Origin of the sequence: Flagellimonas marina, assembly GCF_042651185.1 — a bacterium.
Taxonomy (GTDB): domain Bacteria; phylum Bacteroidota; class Bacteroidia; order Flavobacteriales; family Flavobacteriaceae; genus Flagellimonas; species Flagellimonas marina.
The window spans coordinates 143,817-158,118 of record NZ_JBHSCL010000007.1; the positions used below are offsets into that span (position 1 = coordinate 143,817).

Below are 14,302 nucleotides of genomic sequence, written 5' to 3' on the forward strand. Positions count from 1 at the left end.
TTTTTGGTTGGCAGTTACCGGAAGGAGTGCTTATTTTTACCCCTTTCTGTAACTGCCTTTTTTTGTACCCTATGCAAGTGACCACCAAGGCCATAGTGCTTTCCGCTTTAAAATATGGCGACACCAGCCTTATTGTTAAGGCATTTACGGCTTCAGATGGATTAAAATCTTACTTGTTGAAAGGTGTTATGGGGTCCAAAAAAGGAAAATTGAAACCTGGGTATTTTCAGCCACTCATGCAGTTAGAAATTGTAGCGTACCATAAGAACAAAGGCACATTGGAAAGCATTCGAGAAGTGAAGGTGGCCGTACCTTACAAGACCCTCCATACGGATATTGTAAAAAACAGCATTGTTCTTTTTTTGGCTGAAATGCTGGGCAATAGCATCCATGAAGAGGAACAGGATAAAAGTCTTTTCAATTATTTGGAATACGCGTTGCTTTGGTTGGACGAACACCCAACAAATCCCAATTTTCACCTTCTATTTTTGTTGAATCTCACCAAATATTTGGGCTTCTACCCAGATACTTCATTTCAAAACGCGCGTTTTTTTGATCTTCAGGAAGGAAGTTTTTGCAAAACACCGTCGCTCAACCCACTGATTCAGAATGAATTATTGAACGATTTCAAGGGGTTTTTAGGCACGGATTTTGATGTATTACACACAAAACAACTAACTAAGTCAAATAGGCGGGAACTCTTAAAAATGGTCATTCTTTATTTCCGGTTGCATGTGCATGGATTTAGGGAACCAAAGTCTCTTGCTGTATTAAATGCCGTTTTTCAATAACATGTTTAAACCAACCGTAGCCTTATTTTTTTTATTTATTTCCTTTTCGCTTTTCGCCCAAGAAGTAACTGTTCTGGATGCCGATTCAGGAGTGCCCATTTCCAATTTGGCCATTTTTAACAGGGACAAGTCCAAGATCACAGTTACCGACTTTAATGGAAAGAGTGATTTGGGAATTTTTAATCCCAATGAACGGATTACCTTTCAACACCTGAGCTATGAGATTTATGCTACCACAAAATCACAAATCGCAAAAAGAGGAAATAGGGTTTACCTTTATTTAAGGTCTGAAGAACTGGAGGAAGTGGTCTTGTCCGTTTCCAAATGGGAGCAACAAAAGAAGAACGTTCCCCAGAAAATTGAGACCATAGATGCTCGAAGTATTTCCTTTACCGCCCCGCAAACTTCAGCAGATTTATTGCAAAATAGCGGAAAGGTTTTTGTGCAAAAAAGTCAGTTGGGTGGGGGAAGCCCCATGATTCGTGGTTTTGCCACCAATAGATTGTTGTTGTCCGTTGATGGCGTCCGGATGAACAACGCCATTTTTAGAGGTGGGAACCTTCAAAATGTGATTTCCATAGACCCCTTTGCCGTGAATAAGACCGAAATTATATTTGGCCCCGGTTCTGTTATTTATGGTAGTGATGCTATTGGTGGGGTAATGAATTTCTACACTCAAAAACCCCATTTTTCTTTTACGGATAGCTTGGCTTTTTCGGGAAAGGCAGACTATAGATTTGCTTCGGCCAACAACGAAAGTACCACTCATGCAGAGTTCAATTTTGGACAAAAAAAGTGGGCTTCCCATACCAGTTTTACCTATAATAATTTTGATGATTTAAAAATGGGAGAGCATGGGCCAGATTCGTATCTCCGGAACAATTATGTTATTCAACAAAATGGAATGGATGTTTTGGTGCCCAATGATAATCCCAAAAAGCAGATTTCAACAGGATACGATCAAGTGAACTTCCTTCAAAAGTTTGCATATCGGCCCAACGATACCTGGAATTATAATCTGGGATTGTACTATTCTGAAACCTCAGATTTTCCAAGGTATGACCGGTTGATTCGGCCTACAAGTGACGGACAGGGGCTTCGCTCCGCTGAATGGTACTATGGCCCCCAAAAATGGTTCATGGGAAACTTTCAGATTACCAAAAAAGGGAATAGCAAATTTTACGATCGCGTAAAACTTACCACTGCCTATCAGTTTTTTGAGGAGAGTAGGTATGACCGAGGATTTGGCGATGTGGAACTTTTTTCTACAAAGGAGAAAGTCGATGCCCTCTCCATGAATTTGGACTTTGAAAACAAAAAATTGGGAGGCCTTCATCTCTATTATGGTGCCGAATATGTTTTGAACAAGGTAAACTCGAAAGGAAGCATGCAAAATATTGAAACCAATGCAACGGAACGCACCGCATCCCGCTACCCAGATGGGGCCACTTGGCAGACTTTTGCCGGGTACATTAACGGAGAATATCAAATAGAACCCAATTTTACCTTGCTTTCTGGGATACGATATAGCCAAGTTTGGGTGGATGCTGAGTTCGAGAAAACATTTTACCCGTTTCCTTTTGATGAGGCCGATATTGTAACCGGGGCCTTTACCGGAAGTGTAGGATTTAGTTGGTTTCCCAGGGACGACTGGCAGATTACCTTGAACGGATCTACGGGATTCCGTGCACCAAATATTGATGATATTGGGAAAATATTTGATTCGGAACCCGGTTCTGTGGTAGTCCCCAATCCAGATTTGGAACCCGAATATGCCTACAATGGTGAATTGGGAATCCGAAAAAACTTTGGAGATAGACTCGTTTTAAAAGGGGCAGCCTACTATACCTATTTGGTGGATGCCTTGGTACGAAGGAATTTCAGCTTTAATGGTGAAACCGAGATCGAGTACAACGGGGAATTGAGCAATGTGCAGGCTATACAGAATGCTGCGAAAGCCTATGTCTATGGTTTTGAATTTGGTATGGAAGCCTTTTTTGATGAGCATTGGTCATTTTCATCAAACTTGACTCTTACCGAAGGTATTGAGGAGGACGATGATGGTACTGACACACCAGCGCGTCATGCCGCGCCTACCTTTGGTGATGCCCATTTGGTTTGGCAGAATCAAAAATTGAAAGCAGATATTTTCGTGAATTACAACGGCGAGATCAGCAATGATGATTTAGCACTTTCGGAACAGAGCAAGGACTATATCTACGCCAGTGATGCCAATGGCAATCCGTTTTCCCCCTCTTGGTATACCTTGAATTTTAGATCACAATACCAAATTTCCCATGCCTTAAAGGCTACAGTTGGCTTGGAGAACATGACCAACCAGCGATATAGAACATATTCATCAGGTATTGTGGCGCCAGGAACCAATCTTATTTTGGGATTGGGATACGTTTTCTAGAAAACAAAAAAGGGCAAGGAAATTCCTTGCCCCTTTTTTCAAGGTTTTTATTCTTACATTTTAATACTGTCCATGGTTTTTTTAGCATCCTCGCCGACCTCTTTGACTTTTTCCATGGCCTCTTCACCGGCCTTTTTAATACTATCTGCGGCTTTTTCACCCATTTCCATGGCTTCATCCCCTGCTTTTTTGACAGCATCAACCGCATCATTGGTGGCTTCCTTTAGGTCCTGACCTGCTTCTTCAAACGTTTCGCTGGCCTCTTCAGAAGCTTCTTTGGCCTTGTCCGCTGCCTCTTTGCAAGAGGTCATCACAGACAGGGATAAAGACAGTGCCATTACGGCCATTACAACTTTCTTCATTCTTTAAATGGTTTAGTGTTAGTGAAGAATCAAGATAGTGAATTTAATGTAAACGATGATCTGAAGCATATCATATTTAGGTTAAGGGTATTAAGGAAATACTAATACCCAAAACCAGGGGTGTAATTCCATCTAAATTCATAATTTTGCAAACTTGGAATTCGAGAAGAAGTAGCAGAATATATGAAGTTTGCAGAATATAAGGGATTGGATTTACCGAAGGTTTCAGAAGAAGTTCTAAACTTTTGGAAGGACAAAGAGATTTTTGAAAAGAGTGTTTCCACTAGGGAGGGCAAGGAGAGTTATGTCTTCTACGAAGGACCGCCATCTGCAAATGGAATGCCCGGAATACACCACGTAATGGCCCGTACCATCAAGGATATTTTTCCTCGCTACAAGACCATGAAGGGCTATCAAGTAAAGCGAAAAGCAGGTTGGGATACCCATGGACTGCCCATTGAGATAGGTGTTGAGAAAGAACTCGGGATTACCAAAGAGGATATTGGCAAAAAAATATCGGTTGAAGAATACAACGCGGCCTGTAAGAAAGCGGTAATGCGCTACACGGACGTTTGGAACGAAATGACCGAAAAAATTGGGTATTGGGTAGATATGGATGACCCCTACATCACCTACAAATCCAAGTACATGGAATCTGTCTGGTGGTTGCTGAAGCAGATTTATGACAAAGGATTGCTGTATAAAGGCTACACCATTCAGCCGTATTCGCCAAAGGCGGGCACGGGATTGAGCTCGCACGAGCTAAACCAGCCCGGAACGTATCAAGATGTTACCGATACTACAGTTACGGCCCAGTTTAAAGCCAAGAAAGAAACTCTTCCCGATTTTCTCAAAAATGTGGATGGGGACGTCTACTTTTTGGCATGGACGACCACACCTTGGACGCTTCCATCCAACACAGCATTGACCGTAGGCCCAAAAATTGAATATACGCTGGTGAAGACTTTCAACCAGTACACTTTTGAGCCGATCAATGTTGTAGTGGCCAAAAATTTAGTCGGATACAATTTTTCTGGAAAGTTCGCTAAGGTCGAGACAGAGGAAGAATTGAACTCCTTTAAAGAAGGGGATAAAAAAATTCCATTTTTGATAGGCGAAAGTTTTGTCGGCAAGGATTTGGTCGGTATTCAGTATGAGCAATTGATTGATTACGTGCAGCCGTATCAAAATCCAGAAAACGCTTTCCGGGTGATTTCCGGCGATTTCGTGACTACGGAAGACGGTACGGGAATTGTGCACACAGCACCCACCTTTGGTGCAGACGATGCCCTGGTGGCCAAACAGGCTACCCCAGAAGTTCCTCCCATGTTGGTTTTGGATGAAAACAATAACCCTGTACCCTTGGTGGATCTTCAGGGACGGTTTAGACCAGAGTTGAAGGAGTTTGGCGGCAAATATGTAAAGAACGAATATTATGATGATGGTGAGGCACCAGAAAAGTCTGTTGACGTTGAGATTGCCATCAAACTAAAAGAAGAGAACAAGGCCTTTAAAGTTGAAAAGTATGTCCACAGTTACCCCAATTGCTGGCGTACGGACAAACCTATTTTATACTATCCGTTAAACTCGTGGTTCATTAAAGTGACGGACGTTAAGGACCGCATGTTTGCATTGAACCAGAGCATCAACTGGAAGCCCAAAGCCACCGGCGAGGGTCGGTTTGGAAACTGGCTGGCCAACGCCAACGATTGGAACCTTTCTCGTTCTCGGTATTGGGGTATTCCATTGCCCATTTGGCGTACCGAAGATGGCAAGGAGGAAATGATCATTGGTTCTGTGGAAGAACTTAAGAATGAAATGGCCAAAGCCGTGGAGGCTGGAGTTTTGGAAAAAGATGTGTTCGCTGATTTTGTGTCCGGAGACATGAGCGAAGCGAATTACGACAAAATTGACCTACACAAAAACATCGTGGATGGGATTACCTTGGTTTCCCCATCCGGGCAACCCATGAAACGCGAGGCCGACCTTATCGATGTTTGGTTTGATAGTGGTTCCATGCCCTATGCCCAATGGCATTATCCGTTCGAAAACAAGGAGTTGATTGATGAGGGCGTGGCTTTTCCGGCCAACTTCATTGCTGAAGGTGTGGACCAGACCCGGGGATGGTTCTATACGCTTCATGCCATTGCTACCATGGTTTTTGATTCAGTAGCCTACAGAAATGTGGTCTCCAATGGATTGGTTTTGGATAAAGAAGGCAAAAAAATGTCCAAACGATTGGGCAACGCCGTAGATCCTTTTGAGGTATTGCCAGAACATGGTCCCGATGCCACACGTTGGTACATGATTTCCAATGCCAACCCGTGGGATAACCTTAAATTCGACATTGACGGGATTGTTGAGGTAAAACGAAAGTTCTTTGGAACCTTGTACAACACCTACTCCTTTATGGCACTGTACGCCAATATTGATGAATTTGACTATTCTGAGGCTGATGTTGCCTTGCAGGATAGGCCCGAAATTGACCAATGGATTTTGTCTGAACTCCACACCTTGATCAAGAATGTGGATGAGGCGTATGCGGATTATGAAGCGACCCGGGCAAGTAGAATGATTTCTGATTTTGTGCAGGAAAATCTGAGCAACTGGTATGTTCGTTTAAGCAGAAGACGTTTCTGGAAGGGTGATTACCAGCAAGATAAAATATCCGCCTACCAAACCTTGTACACCTGTTTGAATACAGTGGCCAAACTATCGGCCCCTGTGGCGCCATTCTTTATGGACCGCTTGTATTTGGATTTGAATGCCACCACTCAAAAAGAAGATTTTGAAAGCGTTCATTTGGCAGAATTCCCAGTTTTTGATGCTTCCTTGGTGAATAAGAAATTGGAGCGGAAGATGCAGTTGGCCCAAAAGATTTCATCCTTGGTGTTGTCCATCCGTCAGAAAGAAAAAATCAAGGTTCGCCAACCACTCCAAAAAATCATGATTCCCGTTTTGGATGATGAGCAACGATTGGACATTGAAGCAGTATCAGGGTTGATAAAATCAGAAGTAAATGTCAAGGAAATTCAACTATTGGATGATGCTTCGGGTATTTTGGTGAAACAAATAAAACCTAACTTTAAGGTTTTGGGCCCGAAATTTGGTAAGGATATGAAGGCGATTGCCGCAGCTGTTGGTCAATTGGGGCAAGAGGATATCCAAAAAATAGAAAGAGAAGGGGAATTAATGCTACAGTTGGAAAATAAAAGCGTTAATTTACAGTTAACCGATGTAGACATCAGTTCCCAAGACATTGAGGGATGGTTGGTTGCCAGTGCTGGACCATTGACCGTTGCATTGGATGTGACCATTGATGACACGTTGAGAAAAGAGGGTATTGCCCGTGAATTGGTGAACCGGATTCAGAACATCCGAAAGGAGTCTGGGTTTGAAGTAACCGATAAGATTGACATAAAAATATTGAAGGACGGTTTGGTTGAAAATGCGGTTTCAAGTAATGAAGATTACATTAAAACAGAAACATTGACGGCCCAACTCAATTTCGAAGAGAAACTGGATGAAGGCATTGCAGTTGCCTTTGATGAAGTGAATACAAAATTGTTTATTCAAAAACATTAGAAAATGGCAGAAGAACTAAAAGTTAGATATTCAGATAAGGACCTAAATGAGTTTAGGGTCTTAATCGAAGAAAAAATAGAAAAGGCAAAAAGCCATTTGGACCTTTTAAAGAGTGCCTATATGAATGATGGAAACAATGGTACAGATGATACCTCACCAACATTCAAGGCTTTTGAGGAAGGGTCGGAGACCATGAGTAAGGAAGCCAACACGCAATTGGCCATTCGTCAGGAGAAATTTATCCGCGACTTAAAGAGTGCACTATTGCGTATTGAGAACAAGACCTATGGAATATGCCGTGTTACCGGAAAGCTCATCAATAAAGAGCGATTGAAGCTGGTGCCGCATGCCACATTGAGCATTGAGGCCAAGAACATGCAGAAATAATAAAAACGCCTCAGGGCGTTTTTTGTTTATGAAGCCACTGTTCTTTGTTGTTGGTCTTTTTTTTCTTGTGCACGTGCAAGCACAAAAACTGGTGAAGAAAGCCTTTATTGGTCCAAGAACACAATCCATTCAAATAGATTCGCAACATTGTTACCAGATTGATTTGCAAACGGCCCGAACCAAAGAAGTTCAGGTGGAGGCAAGCATAGAGGGCGAATATGCCAAGGATTTGCTCATTTCCATCGAAGAAAATGGCACTACAGTGCGCATCAGTGCAGGGTTTCAACCCAACTTCATCAACCCCAATGACAAACTAAGTGCACACAAAGTGGTTTCCATTGCCTTGCAGATTACAGTGCCCCAATACAAAGACGTCTCCATTTTTGGAACCAATTCCAATGTGGAAGTGGAGGGGAAGTATCAAAATCTCGATGTAACACTATCCGATGGCAGATGTGAATTGAACAATGTTTCGGAAACCGTGGAAGTAACCACTCAAAAGGGAGATATTTGGGTGAATGCGAACAGTGGTACCATCCTTGCTGAGAGCACCTACGGACTCGTGGAAAACGATCAAATTCCAATCGGAAATAACCAATATATCCTAAAGACGGTACAGGGCAATATCCATCTTAGGAAAACAAAATAATATACCTATTTTTGCAACCACTTTTTAATGGCATGAATCTAAAAAAATCCCTCATAATCATTGTATTGATTCTCCTTGTGGACCAAATAAGCAAGGTCTACATCAAGACCCATTTTATTTTGGGCGAATCTCATGACGTTTTAGGTTGGTTCAAGATACTTTTTATTGAGAATGAAGGTGCAGCTTGGGGTACCAAACTCAGTGATTTATTGCCTATTTCTGAATCTATTGGGAAACTTGTTTTGACCGTCTTCCGGATTTTTGCGGTCCTTGGAATTGGTTATTGGCTATGGGACATCATTAAAAAACAATCGCCTAGAACACTAATCTTGGCCGTATCCCTCATTTTTGCCGGGGCTTTGGGGAACATCATAGACTCTGTTTTTTATGGGATTATTTTTGATCACAGTAATGGGCAAGTGGCCACATTGTTTTCCAATGAACCCTATGGAAGTCTGTTCCATGGCAAAGTGGTGGACATGCTCTATTTTCCATTGATTGATACCACATGGCCCGATTGGGTCCCTTCCTTTGGCGGGCAACGCTTCCGTTTTTTTGAGCCCGTTTTCAACATAGCGGACACTGCCATTAGTACCGGAGTGGGCATATTGATTGTCTTCAATAAAAAGGCTTTTCCAAAAAAATCAGAAGATACACAGGAAGTGGTAGATCAAAATGCGTAAATCTTTTCTGGGGTAACACAGTAATCCAGTTGCACGTCATTGTCATGTACATCTGTGATGTATTCTTCCTCAGGCCCAAACAATGAAAGTCCAATCTTTATGGTTTCATCCCTGCATTTTCGCAAAAAAGTATCATAAAAGCCTTTACCGTATCCCACACGGTTGCCCTGTAGGTCAAACGCCAATAAGGGTACAAAGACGACATCAATTTTGGTTTCTGGGATTGTAATCCCATCCACAGGCTCAGGAATTCCCCATTTATTTTTTTTGATGACGGTACTGTCTGTCAATAAAAAGTTTTCCAAGGTATAGTTTTTCTGTGTTTTTGGAATCACAACATGTTTATCTTTTCCTTGGAGTAGCGTAATGAGCGGGAGGGTGTCTATTTCTTTATTTTCTTCTATGGTCAAAAAGATATGGAAATAAAAAAAATCCCAAACCGGTATTTGAAGTACATGATTCGTTAAATCCATACTTAAATCTGAGATTTGCGAAGAAGTAAGATTCGCTCTCAGACTTTTGTACTTTTTTCTTAGTTCATGTTTCAACATTTAAAATAATGTTGAAGATTTTAGGGGTTGTGTTTTGGGGGCAATACTGTTCTATTCTCCTCGAGTTGATACTGAGAAGAAGATTTTGAAGAAAAGCATCAAAATCAAATACATTCCCAAAACGATAACATAGTTTTCCATAGAATTGTATTTATACCGTTAAATATAGGTAAAGCAATTTTAAAATTCACCATGAAATGCACCTTTTATCGATGAAATGCATGATTTTTATCAATTGTTTAACAATTTAGATTCACTCTAAAAAGAAAATTATAGGTTTTCCATAGTTTTTTTAGGGGAAAACCCCAGTTTTTGATTTTAGGATTGGAATATGGCTCTTAAACTAAATAAATGGTATTGGTAAAGTGGAACGCCCCAGCGGTTAAATCAGACCAAGAAAGCATCAAGTTTAACAAAAAACACTGTAATTAAAACATAACTTTGTTAAAAGCCGATTAAGGAATATTTCCTGAAATATTTATGTCCTACCCATCCATCAATGTTCAAATCAGTGTGCTGCCCAATAGTCCGGGGGTATATCAATTTTACGATGCGGATGGAAAAATCCTCTATGTAGGAAAAGCCAAGAACCTTAAGAAAAGGGTGTCATCCTATTTCAATAAAAAACAGGAGTATGGAAAAACCCGGGTTTTGGTGAAGAAAATCCATAGTATAAAACATATTGTGGTGGCCACGGAGTCTGATGCGCTTCTTTTGGAGAATAACTTGATCAAGAAGCTAAAGCCCAGATATAATGTTATGCTCAAGGACGATAAGTCCTACCCATGGATTTGTATCAAAAAAGAACGTTTTCCCAGGGTTTTTCCAACCCGGAAACTTATAAGGGATGGCTCGGAGTATTACGGACCCTACACGAGCATGAAAACCGTGAGAACGTTACTGGATTTAGTAAAAAGCCTTTATCCTCTGCGAACCTGCAATTATGACCTCTCCGAAGAAAAAATAACCGCAGGGAAGTACAAAGTGTGCCTGGAATACCATTTAGGGAATTGTTTGGGTCCCTGTGAGGGCTTTCAGAGTGAAGCTGAATATCATGGGCAAATTGAGGATATCCGTCAGATTATTAAGGGAAATTTACGGAGTTCGTTACAGGCTTTTAAAGAGCAGATGCATGTTTATGCCGAAAAAATGGAGTTTGAAAAGGCACAGCGCATCAAAGAGAAAATTGATGTGCTGGAAAACTATCAGGCCAAATCAACGGTGGTCAACCCTAAGATCAACAATGTGGATGTGTTCAGCATTGTGTCCGATGAGACCCATGGCTATGTCAATTTTTTACAGGTCTCCCACGGTTCCATTGTTAGGTCCCACACCATGGAAATCAAGAAAAAATTGGAGGAGACCGATGAAGAACTCCTTCAATTGGCCATTACAGAAATCAGACAACGGTTCAATTCGCAGTCCAAAGAAGTTTACCTGCCCTTTCCCGTTGATGTGGAGGATACCCTAAAAGTGACCTTGCCCAAATTGGGAGATAAGCGCAGGATTTTGGAACTTTCAGAACGCAATGCCCGTTTTTATCGACAGGATAGGTTAAAGCAAATAAAAATTGTTGACCCAGATAGGCATACCAAACGCATCATGGCACAAATGAAAGCCGATTTGCGACTATCAGAGGAGCCTACACATATTGAATGTTTTGACAATTCAAACATTCAGGGAAGCAACCCTGTGGCCGCTTGTGTTGTCTTTAAGAACGGAAAGCCTTCCAAAAAGGACTATAGACATTTCAATATAAAAACTGTTGAGGGCCCAGACGACTTTGCTAGCATGGAAGAAGTGGTGTTTAGACGATATAAGAGATTGCTGAATGAGGAGGAGCCGCTTCCACAGCTAATTGTTATAGATGGCGGCAAAGGCCAGCTTTCATCTGCACTGAAGAGTTTGGAGGCGCTTGGGCTGCGGGGAAAAATCGCCATTATTGGTATTGCCAAGCGGTTAGAGGAAATTTATTTTCCAAATGATTCAGTTCCGTTATATTTAGATAAGCGGTCCGAGACGTTGAAAATCATCCAACAACTTCGGAATGAGGCTCACCGGTTTGGAATTACCCACCACAGAAACAAAAGGAGCAAGGGAGCCATTGGGTCGGAATTGGAGAACATTGACGGCATCGGCAAAAAAACCGCAGAGCAATTGTTGAAGAACTTTAAATCGGTCAAGCGTGTTAAAGAAGCCACAATAGAAAGTCTGGCCGAGTCTGTGGGAATGGCAAAGGCAAAAAAGATTTATAAATCCTTTCACTGACAGCATGGGTGTAAAAAAAATTCTTTTCGCGATAGCCTTTACTTTTTTTGGGGTTTTGGGCATGTCCCAGACTCCGGAAGCTGATGCTCCACCCAAAGTTGGGCTGGTTCTCAGTGGTGGTGGTGCCAAGGGACTCGCCCATATTGGTGCCATTAAGGTAATCGAGGAATCTGGTGTTAAAATAGATTATATAGGAGGAACAAGCATGGGAGCCATTGTGGGGGCTTTGTATGCATCGGGCTACTCTGCCCATGAGCTTGACTCTATTTTTAGGGTGACCGATTTCACTAAACTCATCCAAGATAACGTGCCCAGGGGTGCCAAAACGTTTTATGAAAAGGAGGATTCAGAGCGGTACGCACTGGCCTTGCCGTTCACTAATTTCAGTATTTCCTTTCCACAAGCTATTTCTGGAGGGCAGAACATCTATAATGAATTGGTGCGATTGCTCTACCATGTGAAGGACGTTCAAGATTTTAAAAAATTGCCCATTCCGTTTTTGTGCGTGGCCACCAATGTGGAAACGGGTGAAGAGGTCATGTTGGATCAGGGGTATTTGCCCGAGGCCATTATGGCAAGTGGTACCTTTCCATCACTTTTTGAGCCATCGGAGATTGATGGGGACATTTTAATTGATGGTGGCGTGGTAAATAACTATCCGATAGACAAGATACAGGCAATGGGAGCAGATGTTATCATTGGGGTGGATGTACAGCACAATCTCTCCACACGGGAATCACTGATGTCCGCCACCGAAATTTTGCTTCAAATCAACAATTACAGGACGGTCAATGATATGAAAAAGAAGGCAGCCAAAACCGATATCTACATCCGACCAGAGATTGACGATTTTTCTGTAATTGACTTTGGCAGAAGCAAAGCAATCGTAAAAAGCGGGGAGGAAGCCGCCAAGACCAAAGAACAGGAATTACAGGACTTGGCCCAAAGACAAAATAACCCAAGGGTAAGCAAGCAACGGGTACAGCCCATAGATAGCCTTACCATTAACCGGATGATTATTAGGGGAAATGATCAGTATACCCGGGGGTACATCAAAGGAAAATTGCGGTTCAATTTAGCTGAAAAAATTTCTTTTGATGACCTAAAACAGGGAATGAACAATCTTTCGGCCACAGGGAACTTTAAAGCTATCCGGTATGAGCTGATCTCCAATGGCCTTGGAACCGATTTGGTTTTAAAACTCAAAGAGAATCCAACAAAGATGTTCATGAAGCTATCAGCGCATTACGATGATCTCTACAAGAGTGCGGCGCTCATCAACCTCACCAAAAAGAATTTTTTCATGAAGGATGATGTGGCCTCATTTGATTTTATTTTGGGCGATCATGTGCGGTACAACATGCAGTACTATTTGGACAAAGGCTATTATTGGAGTTTTGGGGTAAATTCCAAGTTCACGGATTTTGATGAGGAAATTGACTTTGGATTGATTCAGTCCAATTTTAACGTGCCAAATGACCCCAACATTCGGCAGATCAATTTGGATGTTACCGATTTAACCAATCAGATTTACCTTCAGACCGTTTTACAAGAAGAATTTGCTTTTACCATTGGGGCGGAGCATAAACTTTTACGATACAGCACCCGAACCCTGAACCAGTTTGAAGGTGAGGTTGCCGAGGAGTCGTTGGCCAATCCGCCGGAGCGGACCTATTTTGAAAATTCCAATTACTTCAGCACTTTCGGAAAAATTACGTTGGACACCTATGATGATAAATACTTCCCAACCAAAGGCCTGTATTTTGACAGTGATTTTCATTTGTATCTCTTCTCTTCGGATTTTAATGAGAATTTCAAAGAATTTTCCGTGGGGAAGGCCAGGTTGGGTACCGTAATTCCCTTGTCCCACAACTTAAGTTTTAATGTTGAGACCGAAGGGGGTGTTAAATTTGGCACCTCTGGTGTCACCTCTTTTGATTTTGTTCTGGGAGGATTTGGGAACGATTTTGTAAACAATTTTGTGCCCTTTTTCGGGTATGATTTTTTGAGCCTGCCTGGGAACAGTTTTGTAAAGGCATACGGAAGGCTGGATTACCGATTTGCCCCTAAGAACCATTTATTGTTTTCAGCAAATTTTGCCAATGTGGATGACGATCTTTTTAGAACCGGTGATTGGTTCAGTGAACCCACTTTTTCGGGCTATGGATTAGGCTATGGATTTGAGTCTTTCATTGGCCCGATTCAAATTTATTATTCTTGGACCCCAGAGATAAAAAATGACAGTATTTTCTTTAGTATTGGATATTGGTTCTAGTTAAGGAAATATTCAGGAAACCCCATTTTTTCTTAATAAACTGCCAAAAATCAGCACGGAAAGCATCAATCTCATCGAAGTTAAGTTAAAGTCCGTTAAAAACTTATTTTCCTACAAAGGCTTAATGTATCTTTACAGCACATAAGGGGTGGTTCCCTTATAACTTTAAGTATTGGTTTTTCATAATTTAAAGTTTGGTTGGTTATTTAGGAAAAGCCCAGTTTTAAGACTGGGCTTTTTTTGTATTATAATATTTTGGAACAAGATTTGTTTAAGTAAATGTAAAGCGCATAGCCCCGAGAGCGATTTTATTAATTTTATAGCAATAAAAAGGT

10 protein-coding genes are annotated in these 14,302 nt (G+C 41.5%); 8 read left to right on the forward strand and 2 right to left on the reverse strand.

The window, feature by feature from the left end:
- Positions 1 to 71: 71 nt before the first annotated feature.
- Both recO and ACFOWS_RS11895 read left to right on the forward strand, forming a co-directional pair.
- Entirely contained in the window at positions 72 to 791 is a 720-nt protein-coding gene (gene recO / locus ACFOWS_RS11890) for a DNA repair protein RecO (RefSeq protein ID WP_379765607.1), read from the forward strand.
- A 1-nt stretch (position 792) separates the two neighbouring features.
- Positions 793 to 3,207, forward strand: coding sequence for a TonB-dependent receptor (locus tag ACFOWS_RS11895; RefSeq protein WP_379764806.1), 2,415 nt, complete (start codon positions 793 to 795; stop codon positions 3,205 to 3,207).
- A gap of 53 nt (positions 3,208 to 3,260) precedes the next feature.
- Here the strand turns inward: ACFOWS_RS11895 and ACFOWS_RS11900 are convergent, their stop codons facing one another.
- Complete coding sequence (locus ACFOWS_RS11900) at positions 3,261 to 3,569, reverse strand: hypothetical protein (RefSeq protein WP_366585563.1); 309 nt, start codon at positions 3,567 to 3,569, stop codon at positions 3,261 to 3,263.
- A gap of 183 nt (positions 3,570 to 3,752) precedes the next feature.
- Here ACFOWS_RS11900 and ileS point away from each other — a divergent pair, with 183 nt between their 5' ends.
- The 4 genes from ileS to ACFOWS_RS11920 all read left to right on the forward strand — a co-directional run bounded on the left by ileS (position 3,753) and on the right by ACFOWS_RS11920 (position 8,873).
- Positions 3,753 to 7,154 (forward strand): isoleucine--tRNA ligase, encoded by a 3,402-nt coding sequence (gene ileS / locus ACFOWS_RS11905; RefSeq protein ID WP_379764808.1) that lies wholly within the window; start codon positions 3,753 to 3,755, stop codon positions 7,152 to 7,154.
- A 3-nt stretch (positions 7,155 to 7,157) separates the two neighbouring features.
- A complete protein-coding gene (locus tag ACFOWS_RS11910) occupies positions 7,158 to 7,541 on the forward strand; it encodes a TraR/DksA family transcriptional regulator (RefSeq protein WP_366585560.1) in 384 nt (127 codons plus the stop codon).
- 91 nt (positions 7,542 to 7,632) lie between these two features.
- The gene (locus tag ACFOWS_RS11915) at positions 7,633 to 8,190 is read left to right on the forward strand and encodes a hypothetical protein (protein WP_379764810.1); all 558 of its coding nucleotides are present in this window, start codon (positions 7,633 to 7,635) and stop codon (positions 8,188 to 8,190) included.
- 32 nt (positions 8,191 to 8,222) lie between these two features.
- Positions 8,223 to 8,873, forward strand: a complete 651-nt coding sequence (locus tag ACFOWS_RS11920; protein WP_379764812.1) for a lipoprotein signal peptidase — start codon at positions 8,223 to 8,225, stop codon at positions 8,871 to 8,873.
- Here ACFOWS_RS11920 and ACFOWS_RS11925 read toward each other — a convergent pair.
- Entirely contained in the window at positions 8,861 to 9,424 is a 564-nt protein-coding gene (locus tag ACFOWS_RS11925) for a 5-formyltetrahydrofolate cyclo-ligase (RefSeq protein ID WP_379764814.1), read from the reverse strand. The two genes, ACFOWS_RS11920 and ACFOWS_RS11925, sit on opposite strands and share 13 nt — an antisense overlap.
- Before the next feature lie 480 nt (positions 9,425 to 9,904).
- Between ACFOWS_RS11925 and uvrC the strand changes: the two genes are divergently transcribed.
- Entirely contained in the window at positions 9,905 to 11,692 is a 1,788-nt protein-coding gene (gene uvrC, locus ACFOWS_RS11930) for an excinuclease ABC subunit UvrC (protein WP_379764816.1), read from the forward strand.
- Between the two features lie 4 nt (positions 11,693 to 11,696).
- Positions 11,697 to 13,967, forward strand: a complete 2,271-nt coding sequence (locus ACFOWS_RS11935; RefSeq protein WP_379764818.1) for a patatin-like phospholipase family protein — start codon at positions 11,697 to 11,699, stop codon at positions 13,965 to 13,967.
- Positions 13,968 to 14,302 lie beyond the last annotated feature (335 nt).

Coding starts and splice junctions, on each gene's coding strand:
- recO (WP_379765607.1), top strand. CDS start 72: ATGCAAGTGACCACCAAGGCCATAGTGCTTTCCGCTTTAAAATATGGC.
- ACFOWS_RS11895 (WP_379764806.1), top strand. CDS start 793: ATGTTTAAACCAACCGTAGCCTTATTTTTTTTATTTATTTCCTTTTCG.
- ACFOWS_RS11900 (WP_366585563.1), bottom strand. CDS start 3,569: ATGAAGAAAGTTGTAATGGCCGTAATGGCACTGTCTTTATCCCTGTCT.
- ileS (WP_379764808.1), top strand. CDS start 3,753: ATGAAGTTTGCAGAATATAAGGGATTGGATTTACCGAAGGTTTCAGAA.
- ACFOWS_RS11910 (WP_366585560.1), top strand. CDS start 7,158: ATGGCAGAAGAACTAAAAGTTAGATATTCAGATAAGGACCTAAATGAG.
- ACFOWS_RS11920 (WP_379764812.1), top strand. CDS start 8,223: ATGAATCTAAAAAAATCCCTCATAATCATTGTATTGATTCTCCTTGTG.
- ACFOWS_RS11925 (WP_379764814.1), bottom strand. CDS start 9,424: ATGTTGAAACATGAACTAAGAAAAAAGTACAAAAGTCTGAGAGCGAAT.
- uvrC (WP_379764816.1), top strand. CDS start 9,905: ATGTCCTACCCATCCATCAATGTTCAAATCAGTGTGCTGCCCAATAGT.
- ACFOWS_RS11935 (WP_379764818.1), top strand. CDS start 11,697: ATGGGTGTAAAAAAAATTCTTTTCGCGATAGCCTTTACTTTTTTTGGG.